This window comes from Burkholderia sp. BCC1047 (genome assembly GCF_902833155.1).
GTDB classification, from domain to species: Bacteria; Pseudomonadota; Gammaproteobacteria; order Burkholderiales; family Burkholderiaceae; genus Burkholderia; species Burkholderia sola.
Window position 1 is genome coordinate 87,290 of sequence record NZ_CADFEH010000017.1, and the last position, 20,430, is coordinate 107,719.

The window sequence follows — 20,430 nt, forward strand, 5'->3', positions numbered from 1 at the left end:
GCACGCGTGCCCGGCCGGGCAGGCTGTCCGCGGTTGAACGACAGCCAGCGTACGCGAGTGCACCCGATCGATGAAATGAATATTCGTTATGCCCGGTCATAGACAGCGTTGATGACTCGCGCATACCGGCACCGACGTGCGAGTCCACGCGCGCCGATCGAGCGGACTGGCGAGCGGGTCGATTTTCGGGATGCCGGGCGTTGCGTCCGCACAACCGGGGAAAGCAATCGGGGAAATGAACCGGCGTGACATCGTGCGACCCGCCGGAAAACCGGAAAACGCCGGACGAACCCCAGCGGCAGAAAGGCGGCGCCGGCGCACCCGCCATCGGCACCGGTCAGAACCGGTCGTCCGACGGCGCGCGCACGAACGCGCAGAGCTGCGGCGAATGCGTGTCGATCATCTGCTGGAACGGCGCGCGGTGCCCGTACGCGATGCCCGACACCAGCAGCAGGCACGCCGCCGCGACGCGCGGCGAGAACGCGCGCTGCCGCACGCCGTCGTAGCCGCGCAGGAACACCAGCGCGACCAGCGCGCCGAGCATCCAGCCGGCGACGACTTCCGGCACGGTGTGCGAATGATCGAACACGCGCGCGACGGCCGTGATCGCGCCGACGGCCAGTCCGGTCGCGATGCCGGGCGCCCTGCCCGGCCGGAACGCCTGCCACAGCATCGACAGCGCGACCGTCCACACGGACGTCGACAGCATCGTATGGCCGCTGATCACGCGGAAATCGAATTGCGGAAGCTCGATCCCGCATCCGGCATAGAGAATCTTCGTCGCGCCGACGACGCCCATGCCGGCGGCCAGCAGCACGCCCCAGCGGGCGGCGAGGCGCCAGTCGGTCAACACGAGCCATGCCGCGCAGGTCAGCGCGATCGGCAAGGTCAGCGCGGCATCACCAATATTGCTGATGTCACTCCACATAACGGACTTCGAGGACAATCGAAAGGCCGCAGTTTACCGCATGCGCGCCGCACGCCTGTGTCAGCCTGTGACAGGCTGTATCAGCCCGCGACACCGGTAATCAGCAGCAGGTTCGTGCCGGTGATCACGGCGAACAGCGCCCAGGCGGCCACCTGCATCCCGCGGCCGATCGCGTGGTCGCCCATCGTGTTGCGGTCGCTGACCGAGCGGATCAGCGGCCACATCGCGAACGGCAACTGCAGGCTCAGCAGCACCTGGCTCCAGACGAGCAGTTGCCCGACCGAGCCGTCCCCGAGCCACAGCACGCCGATCAGCGCCGGCACGAGCGCGAGCCCGCGCGTGATCAGCCGGCGCTGGTAGCACGGGATCTTCGTATGCAGGAAGCCGTCCATGATGACCTGGCCGGCGATCGTGCCGGTCAGCGTCGAGCTCTGCCCGGATGCGAGCAGCGCGATGCCGAACAACAGCGCGGCCGCGCCGCCTGCGATCGGCGTGATCAGCCGGTACGCCTGTTCGATGTCGGTCACGTTGTGCTGGCCCGTCGCATGAAACGCGGCGCCCGCGACGACGAGGATCGCCGCGTTGACGAGCATCGCGACGAACAGCGACACGCAGGTATCGATGCGCACGAGCCCCAGCGTGTCGCGGATCACGCCGCGCGCGCCGCCGACCACATGCCGCGTCTGCACGACCGACGAATGCAGGTACAGGTTGTGCGGCATGATCGTCGCGCCGACGATGCCGAGCGCGAGCACGATCGCGTCCTTGCGGTCGTGGCCCGGGTCGCCCGGCACGAGCCCGCCGATCACCGCGTGCCAGTCGGGCGGCGTGATCGCCACCTGCGCGACGAAGCAGAACGCCATCGTCGCGATCAGCCCGAGCACGATCGCCTCGATCTGCCGGAACCCCTTGCCCTGCAGGCCGAGCACGATCACCGTGTCGAGCGCGGTGAGCACGACGCCCCACGCGAGCGGCACGCCGAGCAGCAGCTTGAACGCGAGCGCGCAGCCGAGCACTTCCGCGATGTCGCACGCGATGATCGACACTTCGGCGGTGATCCACTGCACGACGCGGCCGAACCGGCCGTAGCGGTCGTAGCTGGCCTGCGCGAGATCCTTGCCCGCGACGAGGCCGAGCCGCGCCGCGAGCATCTGCAGGAAGATCGCCGCGAGGCTCGAGAACGCGACGACCCACAGCAGCGAATAGCCGAACTGCGAACCCGCCTGGATATCGGTCGCCCAGTTGCCGGGATCCATGTAGCCGATCGCGACCAGCAGGCCGGGGCCGAAGAAACGCTTGAGCTTCTGCCAGCGCGGCGCGGCCGCGTCGATCGTGATGCTGCCCTTTACTTCCGACGGGCAGAAAGGGGCGGTGGCGGTAGAGGGGAGGAAGGGCATGGAAACCGGGAATCGAGGTCGCGACACGACGATTCTACGGGTATCCGTCCCGTTTTCCCGCGCGCGGTCGCGCACGCGTCGCATTCCGCCCCGTCGCCGTCGCAGCACGCGGCGGCCGGCCCGTCATCCGGGTCGGGCGACGCCGCGCCGTGCGCGAGGATTTTTTCCCGCTCGGCGACGCGAAATTCGGTCGGCGACATCAGCAGGCGCTGGCGAAACAGCTTCGCGAGCCGCTCGCCGCTGCCGAACCCGGTGCGCCGCGCGACCTTGTCGGCCGGCAGCGTCGTATGGATCAACATGTGGCACGCCCGCTCGAGCCGCACGTGCTGGACGAACTCGGTCGGCGTCACGCCGATTTCCTTCTTGAAGCGTCGCAGGAAATTGCGCTCGCTCATCGCGGCCGCCTGCGCGGCGTTCGCGATCGAGATGCGGTTCACGCTCTGCGCGCGCAGCCGCTGCGCGGACATCCGGATCGACGGGCTCGCGCTCAGTTCGCGGAACGCCCACATCGACTGAACATAGCGCTGCTCGACCGGCCGCGCCATGTTGCTGGCGATCTCCCGCGCGGCGCCATCGCCGAGGTCCGCGCGGAACATGTCGAGCGCGGCGGCAAACACGTCGGTCTCGCCGGCCCGCGATTCGATCGTCGTGGCGGCGCGGCGCCGGGCGCTGCCCGGCCGCACGTCGATCGACGACGACGGCCGCTGCGTGGCGGCGAGCGCGGGCAGATCCATCGCGTCGACGATCCAGCGCGCATGCTGGCGAATGTCGGCCAGGCGCCGTTGCAATGCGTCGTCCCAGTTGACGGCCGCGCGGTCGCCATGAAGATGAAAGAACGCGAGCGCACGGCGGCTGTGTTCGTCGCCGAGCGGATCGGCCGCGATTCGCACGCCGGACGACGACTGCAACAGTCCCCCGTTTTCGGATACGTACTTGAGCTGGTAATCCACGCCGTACCCATGCAGGCGATTCGCCAGGTTGAAGGCCTCGCCGAGACGCGCGGCCTGGGCCAACGAAAACCCCGTACTCAAATAGATAATGACCCACCGCTGATCTGCTGCATTCACTGGCCAAGCCCCCGACTTGTTCGACTTCTTCTAATACCGTCGAACTGTCAGGCTTATATTTGGTTTGAATGCGTGCGACAGGACGGCTATCCCGAAATATGAAGCGACGGCATCTTAGCCGAACGGGTAGTGCCTTTGGCGCGAAATGGCCGACGGGGACAGCATGATGGCGGATTACTACAGGCTGCCGCATGCCGCTGGTATGCCGATACAGAATCGCGTATGCGATGCGGCCGATTATTGCAGCCGTCATGCTTAATGACGTGCGTGTTCGATTGCGTTACATCGGCAAAGCGAACGCTCGCGTATCGACGCGAACGGCATCGACGTGCATCGAACGCGTGCGAACGCATCGCCGCGCTCGTGCGCAGCAGCGCCGGCATCGCCGACGCGTAGCGCGCTGCGCGCGCCCGCGCGGCCGGAACGGTATGCTGACGGCTGCACGCCGCCACGCGGCGCCCGCTTTCCTTTATTTGCCTCCCGGAGACCTGCCATGTCCCTGATCCACGCCGCCGCCGTCCTCGATGCCGACGCGCCCGACTACGTCGTCCAGTTGCAGGCCGGCACGCATGCGCTGACCGGCGACGAAGCGCCGCGCGAAGGCGGCCAGGATCGCGGGCCGGCGCCGTACGAGTTCGTGCTGGCCGGGCTCGCGCAATGCACGGCCGCGACGCTGCGCATGTACATGCAGCGCAAGACGTGGCCGGCCGCGCGCATCGCGGTGCGCACCGAGCTGCATGCCGATCGCGAAGGCGTGCAATACGTGCGCCGCGTCGTGACGCTCGACGGTGCGCTCGACGACGCGCAACGCCAGCGTCTCGCGGAAATCTGCGAGAAAACCCCGGTGACGCAGTTCATCAAGCGCGGCACGCGGATCGACACGACGCTGAACTGACGCACGCGGCAGTCCGCACGCACTGCCGCTTGAAAGCTTGAAAAACGAAACGGGCGGGCCGCGCATTCCGGCGCGACCCGCCCGTTCGTCGATCCCGCCCGGCGCTTACAGTCCGAGCGCGGCGAGGTCCAGCTTCCCGTCCTTCATCGGCGGGCACCAGAAATACGCGCCCGACAGCGGCCGCGTGAAGCGGAACAGGCCGTCGACGATCCCGTCTTCCGCGCCGCTCATCCGGCGCATCTGCACGTCGAATGCGCGGAACGAGCAGCCGAACGCGACGAAGTACAGGCCCGCCCGGCGCGTGTCCGACCACGGCGACGAACGGCGCAGCATGAACGCCTCGGGCGCGAAGCTTTCCTGCGCGGTGCGCTTCACGTGCGCGAATTCGGGCGCGTCGTCGAGTTCCTCGTTGTCCGAACGGCGACGCCCGATGATGTGGTCCATGTCGCCCGACGGAATGCGCTCCATCTGGTCGAAGTCGTGCACCCACTGCTGCACCGCGACGAAGCTCGAGCCGTCGAGCCCCGCGCCCTGCCCCGTGACGATCGCCGCGGCCACCGCGTCGTCGCCTTCCGGGTTCTCGGTGCCGTCCTCGTAGCCGGACAGGTCGCGATCGTTCGAATAGCGGAAGCCGTCGACGGCCTCCTGCAGCGCGAACGCCGGCGCGAGCGCGCGTTCGATCGCCCGCGCGCGCAGCACGATTTCGCCGCGGTCGTCCGAGCGCAGCCAGACCCACACGTCGGCCGGCGTCATCGGCAGCGTACGGTCGTTCACCGAGAACGCCGGATAGTCGGTCAGGCCCGGCACCGGGTGCCCGAGATAGGCGGCCAGCGCGTGTCCGAAACCGACCACCGTGTCGCGTCCGTCGACGATCTCGCGCAGCGCGGCCAGCGCCGCGGCGATATTGCCGTCGTTCGACATCGTGAAAGTGAGGTATCGGGCTACCGTATCGATCGGAGCCAGGATGCCTTGCTGAACGTCGCTCATCGTTTCCTCGGGAATGGTTCGGAGTGAATCCGGGCGGCCGCGCGTCGTCGCGCGCCGCGGACGCGGAAGTGTAATCGATGCGCGCACCGGCTCCGCACCCGCCATCGCACAACGTACGCGAAAAGGGGCCAAAACCCGGAATACTCACCGTATCGACGCAGCAACGCCGCATTCGTCAGACGTTGCGGCGCGCGCGACTGTCCTGATAAAATCAGTGCACGTCTTTTCGGCGTCCTTTCATTCAACCGTTCACTTCAGGGAGGTGCAGATGTTCCGAATGCCAGCAACCTTCCCGAACGTGGTCTCGCGGCGCAGCTGATCCAGCCCGCCGTCCGCGCCGGCTCCCGAGTTTTCCGCTAACCCGTCAGCCGCGCTTTTCCCGACAGCCCGTTTCGTTCCGCCCCGCGTGTGTCGCGCGGCCCGGCTGTTGCGTTTTCGACGTTCTCCGAACCGGAAAGTCCCGTCGCGCGATGCGCCGGGCAACGATACATGACCAGAAAAACCTCCCATCTGGGCGGCCACGCATTCCAGGCCGTCTTCGGCTTCACCATCCGTTACTGGCGCAAGCAGCCGGCGCGCATCGCCACGGTCGCGAGCCTCGCGCTGCTCGCCGCGCTCGCCGACGTCCTCACGCCGCTGTTCGCCGGCCGCCTCGTCGACGCGCTGTCGACCGGCCTGACCGACCGCGCCGCCGCGTGGCATTCGGCCCTCGTCGCGTTCGGCACGCTCGCCGCGCTCGGCATCGGCGCGACGGTGCTGCGCCAGGGCGTCTACCTGAACATCATCACGCTCACGCTGAAGATGATGAGCGAGATCGCCGCTGCGTCGTTCCACCGCGTGCAGCGCTTCTCGACCGACTGGCACGCGAACAGCTTCGCGGGCTCGACCGTGCGCAAGATCACGCGCGGGATCTGGGCGCTCGATCTGCTCAACGATACCGTGCTGATCGCGCTGCTGCCGTCGGTCGCGATGCTGGTCGGCGCGACCGTGCTGCTCGGCACGCACTGGCCGGTGATGGGGCTCGTCGTCGGCGCGGGTTCGCTGCTGTACATCGCGGTGACGGTCGCGGTGTCGCTCGGCATCGTCGCGCCGGCCGCCCGGCTCGGCAACCTGTGGGACACGCGCATGGGCGGCGCGCTCGCCGATGCCGTCAGCTGCAACGCGGTCGTCAAGGCGTTCGGCGCGGAAACGCGCGAGGAAGCGCGGCTCGCGCGCGTGATCGACAAATGGCGGCAGCGCACGCGCCGCACGTGGGTGCGCGGCACCTTCAACGGCGGGCTGCAAGGCGCGATGCTCGTCGCGATGCAGGCCGCGATGATCGGCGTCGCGCTGCGGCTGTGGATGAACGACGAGGCGAGCGTCGGCGACATCGCGTTCGCGCTGACGATGTTCTTCATGCTGCAGGGTTACCTGCGCGACGTCGGCATGCACATCCGCAACCTGCAGCGCTCGGTGAACGACATGGAAGAGCTCGTCGCGCTCGAACGCCAGCCGCTCGGCATCGACGATCGCCCCGGCGCGCCGGCGATCCGGATCGGGCAAGGCGAGATCCGCTTCGAGCACGTGACGTTCCGCTACGGCAACCATCCGGTGCCGCTGTACGACGATTTCTCGATGCGGATCGCGCCCGGCGAACGCGTGGGCCTCGTCGGCCATTCCGGGTCGGGCAAGACGACGTTCATCAAGCTGATCCAGCGCCTGTACGACGTGTCGGGCGGCCGCATCACGATCGACGGCCAGGACATCGCGCAGGTGCGGCAGGATTCGCTGCGCAGCCAGATCGCGATCGTCCAGCAGGAGCCCGTGCTGTTCCACCGCACGCTCGCGGAGAACATCGCGTATGCGCGCCCCGATGCGAGCCGCGCCGACATCGAGCGCGCCGCGCGTCTGGCGAGTGCGCACGACTTCATCGCCGCGCTGCCGGACGGCTATGACACGCTCGTCGGCGAACGCGGGATCAAGCTGTCGGGCGGCGAGCGCCAGCGCGTCGCGATCGCGCGCGCGTTCCTCGCCGATGCGCCGATCCTGATCCTCGACGAAGCGACGTCGAGCCTCGACAGCGAAAGCGAGCTGCTGATCCAGCAGGCGATGGAGCGGCTGATGGTCGGCCGCACGACGCTCGTCGTCGCGCACCGGCTGTCGACCGTGCGTGCGCTCGACCGGCTGCTGGTGCTCGATCGCGGCAAGGTGATCGAGGAAGGCAACCACGACGCGCTGATCCGCATCGACGGCGGCATCTATCGCCGGCTGTTCGAACGGCAGGCGCTGGAGCTCGCGAAGGGGCTCGCCGATTCGCCGCGTCGCGTGGCGGATCGCGATGCCGGGCCGCTGGGAGAGCCGGCGAAGGTTTGATGCAGGCGCGGCGCGACACGGCCCGGCGGCGCGGTCATCGCCGCCGGGCCGTGTCGGCGATCCGACTGGCGTGGTCGACGCACGACGAGGAAATGATGCTGCAACCGGACGAAATCCGTATCGAATCGAATCGCCTTTCGCTCGCACCGTTCTCGGCGAACGACGCGGATGCGACGCTTGCATGCATTACGCCGTCGCTGACTCGCTATATGGGCTGGGACCCTCCGGCCAACAGGGAAAGTTTCGATCGCATCTGGCAGACGTGGCTGCACGCACAAACCGACGGCACCGACTACGTGTTCGTGATTCGACAACGCGACGGTGGATCCTTCCTCGGCCTAGTGGGGGTTCATCACGTCAAGCAGGCCATCCCGGAATTGGGCGTCTGGATCCGCGAAGATCGGCATCGCGAAGGGATCGGACGAGAGGCGGTCAGGCTCGTCGTGGAATGGGCGTGTTCGACGCTCAACGTTCAGCGCTTCGACTATCCCGTCGCCGAGGAGAACCATCCGAGCCGACGTATCGCCGAGTCCCTCGGCGGCACTGTAACGGGTCATGGCGAGACCCCGAAATTCGTGTCGGTCATTTATCAGATACCGGCCCCGGTGACATGCGAAAGCCCGGGCCAGGCGTAGGCGGCCGACTCGTGACGATCGACCTTGTTCTCAGTGGTCCTGCCCACGGCCGGGGCTTTCACCAAAGCGGCCTACCGCCGCCAGCCTGCCACCGTCACGCGCCTCTCCCGCGGATCACTTATCATGTCGGCCAGGAAATTTGCGACGAAAGGCAGACCATGTTTACAGGCATTGTTCAGGGTGTTGGCACCATCAACGCCATCAAGGATCACGGCGAGCTGAGAACGTTCAGCATCGCATTCCCCGAGCGCTTCACCGACGATATCGAGATCGGCGCGAGCGTGTCGGTCGACGGCGTGTGCCTGACCGTGACGACCATCCATTCGCCGGTGCTGATCGACTTCGACGTGATGCTGCCGAGCCTGCGGATCACGACGCTCGCCGACCTCGCGACCGGTGCGCGCGTCAACGTCGAGCGGGCCGCGAAGGACGGCGCGGAGATCGGCGGCCATCCGCTGTCCGGTCATGTCGATTTCACGGGGACCATCGCGCACATCGCGTCGTCCGAGCACAACCGGATGATCCGCATCGGCGTGCCGGCCGCGTTCAAGCGCTATGTGTTCGCGAAGGGCTACATCGCGATCAACGGCTGCAGCCTCACCGTGTCGGAGGTCAATCGCGACGAAGGCTGGTTCGACGTCTGGCTGATTCCCGAAACGCGCCGCGCGACCACGTTCGACGCGAAGGGCGTCAACGACAAGGTCAACATCGAGATCGAGCGCAGCACGCAGGTCGTCGTGGATACGATTCGCGAGTCGGTCAAGGAAACGCTCGGCGAATTGAACGGCGTCGTCACCGCGCTGCTCGCGGAAAAAGGCATCGATATCGAGGAACTGCTCGCGCGTCATGTCGCGCGGCTGCCGAAGCAGTAAAGGCTGATTAAGCGCGTGCTAGGTGATCCGCTGGATCACCGAGTAACGGCTGCCGTCCGAAAACACCTCGACCCACGGTTCCGATTCCTCGAACGTCCAGAGGACGAATTCGAGGTCGATCAGTTCATTCCAGTCGTCGTCGGGCCATGGCATGTGCCATCCGCCCGCGACGGCCACCACGCCGTCCGCGTAGAGCGGGCATTGCGCCATCCACTCGCGCTCGTAGTCGTGCGCGGCCGCACCCTTGAAGTTGCCGTTGAATCCCCAGTCGCGCTGCCAACCGTGTGCGTCGAGGTACGCGCCGATTGCGGCGCAGCCGAAGCGAAACACCGCATCGACCGGCGGAAGCGACAGCGCGTCGGATCGGCACAGCGGGCGGTCGGAACGGACAGGTTGCGTGGAAGTCTCCACGCGGCCCGACGTGCCGCTATCGTCGAGATGGACGTTCAGCCAGACGCCGTCGCGTTCGGTGGAAATGCACAACTCGCCGGCATCGACCCCATGCCAGTAGCCGGTGACGGGTTCGCCGTCAGCCGCGAAGCGGTACTGACGGCACGGCCTCGCAAGCCGCCTGGTTTCGTTCAGAAAATCGTCCGACGTCATTGGATGCCTCTCTTTTTAGCGTCCCGGGTATCGCATCGCGCCGCCGCGATCGAACGACATCGACCGCGCCCCCACCTCACTCCGCCTCCACCCGCGCCCCCTTCCCCACCGCCACGCGCTGCGCGCGATAAATCCCCGCGTGCCCGGAAAACAGATACGCGACGACACAGGCGACGATCGCATACACGCCGATATCCGCGCCGAACAGTTCGATCGCCATGATCGTCGACGCGATCGGCGTGTTCGCCGCGCCCGCGAACACCGCGACGAAGCCGAGCCCCGCGAGCACGGGCACCGGCAGCGCCAGCACCTGGCCGAGCGCATTGCCGAGCGTCGCGCCGATGTAGAACAGCGGCGTCACCTCGCCGCCCTTGAACCCCGACGCAAGCGTGACGACGGTGAACGCGAACTTGCCCGCGAAATCGTAAAGCGGCAGCGGGCCGTGAAACGCGGCCTCGATCGTCGGGATGCCGAGGCCGAGATACTGCGGCACGTTCAGCACGGTCGCGGCCACCGCGACCAGCAGGCCGCCGAGCACCGGCTGCAGCGGCGCATAGCGGATCACGCGGCGAAACCACGCGGTCAGCGCATGCGTCGCGAACGCGAACAGCCGCCCGACCACGCCGAACGCGATGCCCGCGACGACCGTCACGGCCAGCCCGGTCGCCGATACGGCCGGCACGAACGGAATCGCATAGGCCGTGTGATGGACGCCCCACGCGCGGCACACGACGTCCGCGACGATCGCCGACGCGACGCAGGTCAGCAGCGCGTCGTACCGCACGCGCCCGATCGCGAGCACCTCGAGCCCGAACACGGCGCCCGCGAGCGGCGTGCCGAATACCGACGCGAAGCCGGCCGCGATGCCGCCCATCAGCAGCACGCGGCGATGCTCGCGATCGAGACGGAACAGGTGCGTGACGCGATCGGCGAGCGCGCCGCCCATCTGCACGGCCGTGCCCTCGCGGCCGGCCGACCCGCCGAACAGGTGCGTGACGACGGTCGCGACGAGCACGAGCGGCGCCATCCGCTTCGGCACGAGCGCCTTCGGGTCGTGAATCTCGTCGATCAGCAGGTTGTTGCCGCGCGCGACCGACTGGCCGAAGCGATGGTAGATCCAGCCGGTGGCGAACCCGGCGGCCGGCAGCCCCCACAGCAGCCACGGATGCGCAACGCGCGTGCCGGTCGCCCAGTCGAGCGCGATCAGGAACAGCGCGGAAGCCGTGCCGGCGAGCGCGCCGAGCAGCGCGGAAAGCGCGAGCCAGCGGCACACGTAGCGCACGGTCGCGAAAAGATCGGCAGAAGTGGTGAAGAACATGATTTCCAGATTCGACAGAACATCAAAACCTGGGCGGCAGAATACCGGATGGACGGCCTGCGACCTCCTGACGACCCAGGAACACGCAGGCATCATCAGCCGGGCAAACCGGCGGTTGAGGGCCGCACCGCGCGCGCCACGCGCCGGGAACGACCGCAGGGAGGCATGCCATCTCCGCAGGCCGCAATTGTACGCGACGCCGCGCCACGCATGCAATGCAGCGCCGGCGCGCCACGCAACGACGGCGCCCGCCCGACGCGCGGTCAGTCGCGCGGCGCGAGCGCGATCCGCGCGATCAACTGCGGCGCGATCTGTTCGAGCGGCAGGATCGCCGACGCCGCGCCGACCGCCGCGGCCGCCTTCGGCATCCCGTATACGGCGCTGGTCGCTTCATCCTGCGCGATCGTGTAGCAGCCCTTCGCCCGCATCGCCTTCAGACCGAGCGCGCCGTCGCGTCCCATGCCCGTCAGCAGCACGCCGAGCGCGTCACCCTGCCAGCCGTCCGCGACGCTGTTGAAGAACACGTCGATCGACGGCCGGTACGGCGTTTCGACCGGATGCCGCGTATAGCCGAGCACGCCGCGCGGCGACAGCATCAGATGGTCGTTGGTCGCCGCGAGCAGCACCGTGCCGGCTTCCGGCATGCTGCCCTGCCGCGCGACGCGCACCGGCAGCCGCGTAAAGCCGTCGAGCCATTCGGCCATCCCGTACGCGAAGGCCTGGTCGACGTGCTGGACGATCACGATCGCGGCCGGAAAATCCGCCGGCAGCGCGCGCAGCAGCGCGGTGAGCGCGGTCGGGCCGCCCGCCGACGCACCGATCGCGACGAGCGTCGGCTGTCCGCGCGCGGGCGTCGGCCCGGGCGGCACGAGCGCCGCGCTGCGGCTTTCGAGCAACCGGCCGATCTGGTCGATCTTCGCGAGCAGCGCCTGCGGCGACGCGTCGGTCGACAGCCCGAGCGCGAGCGTCGGCGTATCGACCGCGTCGAGCGCGCCTGCGCCCATCGCCTCGTACACCGACGACGTGTTCGCGCTGACGCTCGCCGTCACGATCAGGATCGCGCACGGCGCGCGCGCCATGATCCGGCGCGTCGCGGCGACGCCGTCGACCTTCGGCATCACGAGATCCATCAGCACGACGTCGGGCGGATGCGCGACGCAGAAATCCACCGCCTCGTCGCCGTCGGTCGCGACCCACAGCACGCGATGGTCCGCGCGCAGCGCGATCACGCGGCGCAGCGCCTCGACGGCCAGCGGCAGGTCGTTGACGATGCCGATGTTCATCCGCGTGCGTCCCCGATCAGGTCGTGCACGGCGTCGAGCAGCGCTTCGTCGTGAAAGCTGCTCTTCGCGAGGTAGTAGTCGGCGCCGGCATCGAGCCCGCGGCGGCGATCCTCGTCGCGATCCTTGTACGACACGATCATCACCGGCACGCGCTTGAGCATCGGGTCGCTCTTGATCAGCGTGACGAGTTCGATCCCGTCCATGCGCGGCATGTCGACGTCGGTCACGACGAGATCGAACGCATCGCTGCGCACCGCGTTCCACCCTTCCATCCCGTCGACCGCGACCGTCACGTCGTAGCCGCGCTTTTCCAGCAGCTTGCGTTCAAGCTCGCGCACCGTCAGCGAATCGTCGACGACGAGCACGCGGCGGCGCCGGTCGGCCAGCGCGAGCTGCGGATCGCGCGTGACCCGCGCGAGCTGGCCGCCGCGCACGAGCTTGTCGACCGAGCGGATCAGGTCCTCGACATCGACGATCAGCACCGGGTCGCCGTTCTCGAGCAACGCGCCGGCCGCGATGTTCTGGATCTTGTGCAGGCGGCTGTCGAGCGGCTGCACGACGAGCATCCGTTCGCCGAGGAAGCGGTCGACCGCGACGCCGTACAGCTCGGGTTCGGCGCCGACGACCACGACCGCCGTGCTGGCACGGGCCACGTCGGGTTCGCCCGCGTCGAGCAGCTGGTGCGCGGCGACGAGGCCCGCGCGCCGGCCGTCGAACGGAAAATGCGGCTGCCCTTCGAGCACGTCGATGTCGTCGTGCGAAAGCTCGAGCGTGCGGCGCACGTGCGCGAGCGGGAACGCATACGGCTCGCCGCCGACCTCGACGAGCAGGCTGCGGATCACCGACAGCGTGAGCGGCAACTGCAGCACGAAGCGCATGCCGGCGCCCGGCTCGTTGAAGATCCGCACCGCGCCGCGCACGCCGCGCACCATCTCTTGCACCGCGTCGAGGCCGACGCCGCGCCCCGATACGTCGGTCACCGCATCGCGCATCGAAAAGCCGGGCAGCAGCAGGAATTCGAGCAGTTCGGGGTCGGACAGCCGCGCGGCCGTCTCGTCGTCGGTCAGGCGCTGGCGCACGACGGCCGCGCGCAGCGCGTCCATGTCGACGCCCGGCCCGTCGTCGATCACGCTGACGAGCAGCGAGCCGGCGCTGTGGCGCGCCTCGAGCGTGACGCTCGCCTCGGCCGGCTTGCCGCGCGCGCGCCGCGCGTCGGGCGAATCGACGCCATGGTCGATCGCGTTGCGCAGCAGGTGGCCGAGCGGCGCGTCGAGCAGGTCGAGGATGTCGCGATCGACCTGCGTGCCTTCGCCGACGATCGAGAAACGCACCTGCTTGCCGAGCGAGCGCGCGAGATCGCGGACGATGCGCGGATACGCGCGCGTCGCGTCGCCGAACGGCCGCATCCGGCACTGCAGCGCCTCGTCGTACAGCTGCTCGGCGATATGCGTGCTGCGCCGCTCGAAGCGGTCGAATTCGTCCATGCGCTCGGCGAGCGAGCGCTGCAGGTCGTTGAGCATGTGCCGCACTTCGTTCATCGACGCGAGCATGCCGGCGTCGAGCTCGTCGGCGAACTGCTCGACCATCAGGTCGAGCGAACGGGCCGCGTCGCGCTGCGCGCGCTTCACGCGCAGCATCGATTCGGCGAACGGCTTGAGCCAGCGCGATTCGACCAGCGATTCGCCGGACAGGCTCAGCAGCCGGTTCAGCGTATCGGCGCGCACACGGCGCATCGCGCCGGCGCCCGCCACGCGGCCGGCCTGGACCGGATCGGGCACCGGGCTCGACACGGCGAGCGGCGGCACCGCGGCGCTCGCGCCGACCGGCTCGTTCGCGGCGCCGTCGTGATCGCGATACGGCACGAACGACGGCGGCATCGGCACCGGCGGCGGCACGGCGGCCGGCGCCTGCATCGTCTGCGCGCCGTCGGCGCCCGTCAGCGCCGCCGCGAACACGTCGATCTCGGCCTGCGACACGGGCTGCCCCTGCGGATCGCCGACGCGCACCAGCAAATCGACGCCGGCCAGCAGTACGTCGACGTGCGTGGCCGTCAGCGCGATCGTGCCGGCCTGCGCGGCGACGAAGCATTCCTCCATCCGCCCGGCGATCTCGACGCCGAGCGGCACGCCGACGATGCGCGCGGCGCCCTTCAGCGAATGCGCGGCGCGCATGCACGCCTCAAGCGCGACGGAATCGGGCTCGCCCGATTCGAGCGCGAGCAGCCGCTCCGACAGCGCCTGGGTCTGCGTGCGCGTCTCCTCGCGATACAGCTCGAGCAGCGACAGGTGGCTCAGGTCATCATCGCCGCTCATCGCATGCTCCGTGTCACGGCATCGAACAGACGATCGTCGTCGAGTAGCCCCACCGACTTGCCGCGCCACGACAGCACGCCGCGCGACAGGCCGGCGCTCGCACGCCCGACCGTCGCAGGCACCGGCACCCAGTCGGACGCGCCGAAGCGCAGCACGCCCTCGACTTCGTCGACCGGAAACACGACCGGCTCGCCCTGGTGCGCGGCCACCAGCAGCCGCGTGAAACGGCCGTCGCCACCGCCCCCGCCGGTCTTGCCGGCATCGAGGCCGAGCAGCGCGCCGATCGAGATCGCGATGCGCAGCGTGCCGCGAATGTTGACCACGCCGCGCACGGCCGAATGGCGGCGATACGGCAGCGAGTGGATCGGGCGCGTGCCGGCGATCTCGCGCAGCACGCCGATCGGCAGCGCGAGCCATTCGTCGGCCACCCGGAACGCGAGCGCCGCATGGCGCGTATCGCCGTCGTCGTCGCCCGCGCGCGCCGTGCCGAGCGCGCTCATCCGGCGCGTGACGTCCGCCATCTCGGCCACGTCGAGCGGACGCTCGAGCAGCTTCGCCGCGTGCGACGCGTAGACCGGGCAGTTCAGGCAGCGCAGGCAGTCGTTCAGCCGCTCGCACGAGCGGTCGCCGCGCGTGCCGATCCGGTTCCAGCAATCGTCGACGTCGAGCGTCGCGTCGTCAGTGGCAGCGGCGGCGCGGTTCATACGTTCCTCTGGTCATCGCGGTGTCGGTCCCATTTCCCGTCGTCGTGTCAGCCGGCCGAACGGCGGGCGCGTTCGAGCAGCCATTGCGCGCCCGCGCGATCGCCGCCGACGTCGAGCAGCGTCGCGAGATGCGTCAGCGCCTCGTGATGCGTGGGGCGCAGGTACAGCGCCTTTCGGTAGAAGTCGCTCGCTTCCGCGGCGCGGCCGCGCGCATCCGCGATCAGTCCGTTCAGGTAGAACGCGTCGGCATGCGGGCCGACGCGCGCCGAGAACTGCGCGAGCACGCGCTCGGCCTCGTCGAACGCGCCCGCGTTCGCCAGGGCCTGCGCATCCTCCAGCGTCGGCGCATCGTCGATCGTCGGCGCGATCCCGTCGTAGGCCGGGGCGGCCGCCACGGCGGTCGCGGCCGCCAGAGAGGCCCGCGCGTCGACTGCGGCAGCCTGCACGGCCGGCGCCGCCGCGAACGGCTGGCGCACGTCGCCGAGCCAGCCCGGCGGCGCGACGGCCACCACCGGGCGCGGCGCGGGGAGCGGTGCGACCGTGAAGCGCTCCGCGCGCCGGTCCGGCGCCGCCGCGGACAGCGGCGCAACCGGCCGGGCCGCGCCTGCATCGGCCGCCGCACCGGCCGGCTCGCGATGAAACGCGAACGCGAGCGGCACGCGCGCCGAGCGCATCCCGTGCCGCATCGCGACGCCCGTCTCCGCCGGCCCGACGAACAGCATGCCGTCGTCGGCAAGACGCGCGTCGAGCGAGCGGATCGCGCGATCCTGCGCATCGCGGTCGAAATAGATCAGCACGTTGCGGCAGAACACGAAGTCGTAGCGAATGCCGTTGTCGGCCACCGGTTCGACGAGGTTCGCGTGGCTGAACTGCACGCACGCGCGCACGCGCTCGTCGAGCAGCCAGCCGTCGCGGGTCGGCGTGAAATACCGCGTACGGAACTCCGTCGCCGTCCCGCGGAACGCATTGCGCCCGTAACAGCCGAGCCGCGCCTGTTCGATCGCGCGCGCGCTGAGGTCGATCGCGTCGATCGCGAAGTTCGCCGGTTCGAGCCCCGCATCCAGCAACGCCATCGCCGCCGAATACGGCTCCTCGCCCGTCGAGCACGGAGCGCTCAGCACGCGGATCACGCGGCCGGGCATCGCGGCGACCCGTTCGGCGGCCTGCCGCGCGAGCGTCGCGAACGCTTCGCGGTCGCGGAAGAACCACGTTTCCGGGACGACGAACAGCTCGATCAGCGCGCGCCGTTCGTCGGCCGACGCGTTGAGCTGCTGCCAGTACGCGTCGAGCGCTTCCGGCGTGACGGGCGGGCGCGCGGCAGACGGCACGCGCTCGCCGTCCGCCTGCAATGCATGCACGCGATCCGTCAGCGCCCGCATCAGGAAATCGTTGCCGAGCGAATCGGCGTCGATGCCGGTCTCGCGCAGCAACCAGCCGCGAAAGCGCGATTCGGACGCGTTCATGCGAACTCCTCTCCGTGGCCCGACGGGCCGTCGAACAGATACAGGCGCGCCACGTCGTCGATCAGGTCGGACACCGACAACTGCTGCACGACGCCGCCGGGCGTGTTCGCGACCCGCCCGAGCCAGCGCGTGCGCGCGGTCGAGACGCCGCTGGCGCGGAATGCCGCGCGGTCGATCCGCATCGTCTGCGTCGCACGCTCGACGATCAGGCCGATCGTGCGCTCGCCATCGGCGTGACCGCAGCGATGGCGGACCATCACGAGCCGCGTCGAGCGCAGCGCCTGCGCGCGCCGCCCGAGCGCCAGCATCGGCACGTCGATCACCGGCACCGGCTGGCCGCCGCGCATCAGCAGCCCGGCGATCCAGTCGGGCGCGCCGGGCACCGCCTTCATGACGGCGAGCGGCAGCACCTGGTCGATGCCGGCCGCGTCGAGCGCATAACGCTCGCCGTCGAGCTCGAACATCAGGAACAGCGCGTGCGCGCCGTTCTGCGGATCGGCGCGCGTCACGCGTCGACCTTGAAGCGCGACACGCTGGTGCGCAACTGGTTCGCGACGAGCGTCAGGTCGTCGATCGCCTGCGACGACTGGCGCAGCGACTCGGCCGTCTGCTGCGCGGCCTCCGACAGTTGCGACAGCGCCTGCGTGATCTGCTCGGCGCCGTTCGCCTGCGTCTGCATCCCTTCGTTGACCATCTGGAAGCGCGGCGCGAGCGTCTGCACCTCGGCGATGATCTGCGACAGCTGACCGCCCACCTGCTGCACGTCGAGCATCCCGCGGCGCACTTCCTCGGAGAACTTGTCCATCCCCATCACGCCCGCCGACACGGCCGACTGGATTTCCTTCACCGTCTGCTCGATGTCGTAGGTCGCCACCGCCGTCTGGTCGGCCAGGCGGCGGATCTCGGTCGCGACGACCGCGAAGCCGCGGCCGTACTCGCCGGCCTTCTCGGCCTCGATCGCCGCGTTCAGCGACAGCAGGTTGGTCTGGTCGGCCACCTTGGTGATGGTCGCGACCACCTGGTTGATGTTCAGCGCCTTCTCGTTGAGGATCGCGAGCTTCGCGTTCACCGAGCCGGCCGCATCCATCACGCTGCGCATCGTCTCGCCCATCCGCGTGAGCCCGCTCTGGCTCACGCCCGCGAGCGTCGCCGACTGCTCGGCCACGCCGGCCACCTCGTTCATCGTGCGCAGCAGGTCGCGCGACGTCGCGAAGATCTCGCGCGAGGTCGCGCCGATCTCGGTCGTCGTCGCCGCGGTCTCGTTCGCGGTCGCCTGCTGCTCGCGCGACGTCGCCGCGATCTCGGCCACCGACGTCGTCACCTGCAGCGACGACTGCTGCGCGCGCGACACCAGCTCGGTCAGCTCGTCGGCCATCCGGTTGAAGCCGGTCTCGAGCGTGCCGAATTCGTCGCGGCGGCGCAGATCGAGGCGATGGGTCAGGTTGCCGGTGCGCATCACGTCGTGCACCTCGACGAGCCGCGCCATCGGCACCGTCACCGAGCGGTACAGCATGTAGCCGAGCCCGAGCGCGGACAGCAGCATGAACGCCAGCGCGGTCGCGAGCACGATCTCGGTGTCCTGCACGGATTCGCGGATCAGCTTCGCGGACTGCTCCGCGAACTTGCGGTTCTCCTGCACCAGCACGTTCGCGTTGCGCACGACCTCGGTCCATGCAGGCAACGCTTTCGCGTACGCGGCGACCGCCTCGGCGTGCGATGCGCGGCTGTTCTGCACGGCTTCGTTCAGCAACGGCACGTAGTGGTCGTAGGCGCCGCGGAACGCCATGAAGCGCTGCCGGTCGTCGTCGCGGAACGTCGTGTTCTGGTAGTCCACCGACATCGACTCGATTTCCTTCAGCGCGTCGGCGATCTTCGCGAGATCGCGCTGAGCGGCGTCGGGCTCGGTGTCGACGAAGATGCCGCGCTGCAGCAGCGTGAACGACTCGTTGACCGCGCCGCGCAGCGACGATGCAAGGTAGACGCCGGGCAGCGAGTCGCGCTCGATGCTGACGGCTTCGGCGTTGATCGCGCGCAGTCGCTCGTACGACACGCCGGCGGTCACCAGCATCAGCACGAACAGCACGCCGAAGCTGAGCAGGATGCGATTGCCGAGCGTCAGCCGGGCGGCGCCGATCGTCGGATGCAGGCTTTCATTGGTCGCGCGGGGCGTCAAGGTGGCCATGTTCGTTATGGGCTTTCTAAATTCAGCGTTGAAAAATCCGCGCCCGCCTGGCGCGCCGGTCGGCGCGCCACGAGCGCATCGGGGTTCCGCGGGCGGCGCGGCGCCGGCAGGCCGCGCCGCGACATCATCGCTCCGCTTGCGCCGGCAGCCGAAGCGCGACCATGAAGCCGCGCGCCGTATTGCGCATCAGGATCTGGCCGCGATGCCGCGCCGCCGTCGCGCGGACGAATGCCAGACCGAGGCCGAAACCGCTGCGCGCCGCGCCGTGCGCGGATTCGAGCTGCACGAACGACTCGGTCGCGGCCGTGCGCTGCTCCGGCGCGATGCCGGCGCCGGCATCCTCGACGCCGATCAGCCAGGCGCCGTCCTCGCCGCTCAGCGTGCAATGTACGTCCATCCCGGCCGGCCCATACTTCAGCCCGTTGTCGATGAGGTTCGCGACCGCGCGCGTCAGCATCATGCGGTCGCCCATCGTCACGCATTCGGTATCGGGCACGCACGCGCTCACCCGGCAGCCGAGCCCGGCCGCCTTCTCCCACAGCTGGTCGACGGCGTCGAGCACGATCTCGTTGAGACTCACGACCTCGTGCGCGCGGCGCTCGGACTGCGCGCGGGTCAGGTGGATGAAGCCGTCGGCGAGCGCGAGCGCGCGCCGTGCATGGCCGGCGATGCGCTCCATGATCGCCGGCATGTCGCCGTGCTCGGCCCGGTAGACGTCGAGCAGCGCGAGGATCGACGTCTGCGGCGAACGCATGTCGTGCGACAGGAAATCGAGCGCCTCGTCGCGCTGCCGCGACATCAGGTACGAATTCGAGTGATAGCGGATGCGCGCGGTCAGCTCCATCGCGTCGGGGAGCTTCACCAGATAGTCGTTCGCGCCGGCGATGAACGCCTCGCGCTTGACGATCGGCTCCTCCTTCGCGGACAGCACGATGATCGGCACGCGCGCGGTGCGGGGGTCCGCGCGCCACGCGCGCACGAGATCGAGGCCGTCGATCTCCGGCATCACGAGATCCTGCAGGATGACCGTCGGCTTCACGTCGCGCGCGACCGCCATCGCCCGGTGCGCGTCGGTGCACACGTGCAGGTCGATGTCGTGCTCGCTGCGCAGCGCGCGGCGGATCACCTCGCCGACGAACGGCTGGTCGTCGACCAGGAGGACCGATAAGCCCGATTCGAGGCAATCCGAGGCATTATCACTGCTCGATTCTTTCATAAATACAGTTTCAAACGCCGAATCTCCAATCGATTCTTTCATAGGAGTTGTTTATCCGACTTGGACGCTATCTTATATTGGCAGTTGGAAAAACCCGCCTGATTCCGCCGATTTGGCCTGTCGGCACTGCCTTGCGGGGCTTTGGACGCCGCCTGTTTCCCCGTCGACGGCCCACATTACCTCCGCATTCTTTCTCTCAATAAACATAACCGGCTG

At 68.9% G+C, this 20,430-nt stretch carries 17 protein-coding genes and 1 riboswitch; of the genes, 4 read left to right on the forward strand and 13 right to left on the reverse strand.

Annotated elements, in window-relative coordinates:
* Positions 1-337: 337 nt before the first annotated feature.
* From HWX55_RS18785 to HWX55_RS18795, 3 genes are all read right to left on the reverse strand, one after another.
* A complete protein-coding gene (locus HWX55_RS18785; RefSeq protein ID WP_175976803.1) occupies positions 338-928 on the reverse strand; it encodes a phosphatase PAP2 family protein in 591 nt (196 codons plus the stop codon).
* An 80-nt stretch (positions 929-1,008) separates the two neighbouring features.
* A complete protein-coding gene (locus tag HWX55_RS18790; RefSeq protein WP_175976804.1) occupies positions 1,009-2,325 on the reverse strand; it encodes an Nramp family divalent metal transporter in 1,317 nt (438 codons plus the stop codon).
* Complete coding sequence (locus tag HWX55_RS18795) at positions 2,274-3,338, reverse strand: helix-turn-helix domain-containing protein (protein WP_175976805.1); 1,065 nt, start codon at positions 3,336-3,338, stop codon at positions 2,274-2,276. The genes HWX55_RS18790 and HWX55_RS18795 overlap by 52 nt, the downstream gene beginning before the upstream one ends.
* 547 nt (positions 3,339-3,885) lie before the next feature.
* Here HWX55_RS18795 and HWX55_RS18800 point away from each other — a divergent pair.
* Complete coding sequence (locus HWX55_RS18800) at positions 3,886-4,287, forward strand: OsmC family protein (RefSeq protein ID WP_175976806.1); 402 nt, start codon at positions 3,886-3,888, stop codon at positions 4,285-4,287.
* A gap of 105 nt (positions 4,288-4,392) precedes the next feature.
* Here the strand turns inward: HWX55_RS18800 and HWX55_RS18805 are convergent, their stop codons facing one another.
* Complete coding sequence (locus HWX55_RS18805) at positions 4,393-5,274, reverse strand: Dyp-type peroxidase (RefSeq protein WP_175976807.1); 882 nt, start codon at positions 5,272-5,274, stop codon at positions 4,393-4,395.
* A gap of 489 nt (positions 5,275-5,763) precedes the next feature.
* Between HWX55_RS18805 and HWX55_RS18810 the strand changes: the two genes are divergently transcribed.
* The 3 genes from HWX55_RS18810 (at position 5,764) to HWX55_RS18820 (ending at position 9,133) form a co-directional block, all read left to right on the forward strand.
* Positions 5,764-7,626: an ABC transporter ATP-binding protein gene (locus HWX55_RS18810; protein WP_175976808.1), complete on the forward strand. Its 1,863-nt coding sequence runs from the start codon at positions 5,764-5,766 to the stop codon at positions 7,624-7,626.
* A 92-nt stretch (positions 7,627-7,718) separates the two neighbouring features.
* On the forward strand, positions 7,719-8,261 hold the full coding sequence (locus tag HWX55_RS18815; protein ID WP_244140597.1) for a GNAT family N-acetyltransferase: 543 nt from the start codon (positions 7,719-7,721) through the stop codon (positions 8,259-8,261).
* Between the two features lie 158 nt (positions 8,262-8,419).
* Positions 8,420-9,133, forward strand: coding sequence for a riboflavin synthase subunit alpha (locus HWX55_RS18820; protein WP_175976809.1), 714 nt, complete (start codon positions 8,420-8,422; stop codon positions 9,131-9,133).
* Between the two features lie 18 nt (positions 9,134-9,151).
* Here HWX55_RS18820 and HWX55_RS18825 read toward each other — a convergent pair whose 3' ends face one another.
* The 9 genes from HWX55_RS18825 to HWX55_RS18865 form a co-directional block, all read right to left on the reverse strand.
* Positions 9,152-9,736, reverse strand: a complete 585-nt coding sequence (locus tag HWX55_RS18825) for a hypothetical protein (RefSeq protein ID WP_175976810.1) — start codon at positions 9,734-9,736, stop codon at positions 9,152-9,154.
* 76 nt (positions 9,737-9,812) lie between these two features.
* Entirely contained in the window at positions 9,813-11,054 is a 1,242-nt protein-coding gene (locus HWX55_RS18830; protein ID WP_175976811.1) for a voltage-gated chloride channel family protein, read from the reverse strand.
* Between the two features lie 79 nt (positions 11,055-11,133).
* Positions 11,134-11,239, reverse strand: a riboswitch (Fluoride riboswitch).
* A 78-nt stretch (positions 11,240-11,317) separates the two neighbouring features.
* Complete coding sequence (locus HWX55_RS18835; RefSeq protein WP_175976812.1) at positions 11,318-12,337, reverse strand: chemotaxis response regulator protein-glutamate methylesterase; 1,020 nt, start codon at positions 12,335-12,337, stop codon at positions 11,318-11,320.
* Positions 12,334-14,649, reverse strand: coding sequence for a hybrid sensor histidine kinase/response regulator (locus HWX55_RS18840; RefSeq protein WP_175976813.1), 2,316 nt, complete (start codon positions 14,647-14,649; stop codon positions 12,334-12,336). The genes HWX55_RS18835 and HWX55_RS18840 overlap by 4 nt, the downstream gene beginning before the upstream one ends.
* Positions 14,646-15,353 (reverse strand): chemotaxis protein CheW, encoded by a 708-nt coding sequence (locus HWX55_RS18845; RefSeq protein WP_175976814.1) that lies wholly within the window; start codon positions 15,351-15,353, stop codon positions 14,646-14,648. The genes HWX55_RS18840 and HWX55_RS18845 overlap by 4 nt, the downstream gene beginning before the upstream one ends.
* A gap of 47 nt (positions 15,354-15,400) precedes the next feature.
* Positions 15,401-16,816 (reverse strand): CheR family methyltransferase, encoded by a 1,416-nt coding sequence (locus HWX55_RS18850; protein WP_175976815.1) that lies wholly within the window; start codon positions 16,814-16,816, stop codon positions 15,401-15,403.
* A complete protein-coding gene (locus HWX55_RS18855; RefSeq protein ID WP_175976816.1) occupies positions 16,813-17,325 on the reverse strand; it encodes a chemotaxis protein CheW in 513 nt (170 codons plus the stop codon). The genes HWX55_RS18850 and HWX55_RS18855 overlap by 4 nt, the downstream gene beginning before the upstream one ends.
* Entirely contained in the window at positions 17,322-18,998 is a 1,677-nt protein-coding gene (locus HWX55_RS18860) for a methyl-accepting chemotaxis protein (RefSeq protein WP_050017383.1), read from the reverse strand. The genes HWX55_RS18855 and HWX55_RS18860 overlap by 4 nt, the downstream gene beginning before the upstream one ends.
* Positions 18,999-19,122: 124 nt before the next feature.
* Entirely contained in the window at positions 19,123-20,256 is a 1,134-nt protein-coding gene (locus HWX55_RS18865) for a hybrid sensor histidine kinase/response regulator (RefSeq protein WP_124655039.1), read from the reverse strand.
* Positions 20,257-20,430: the final 174 nt, after the last annotated feature.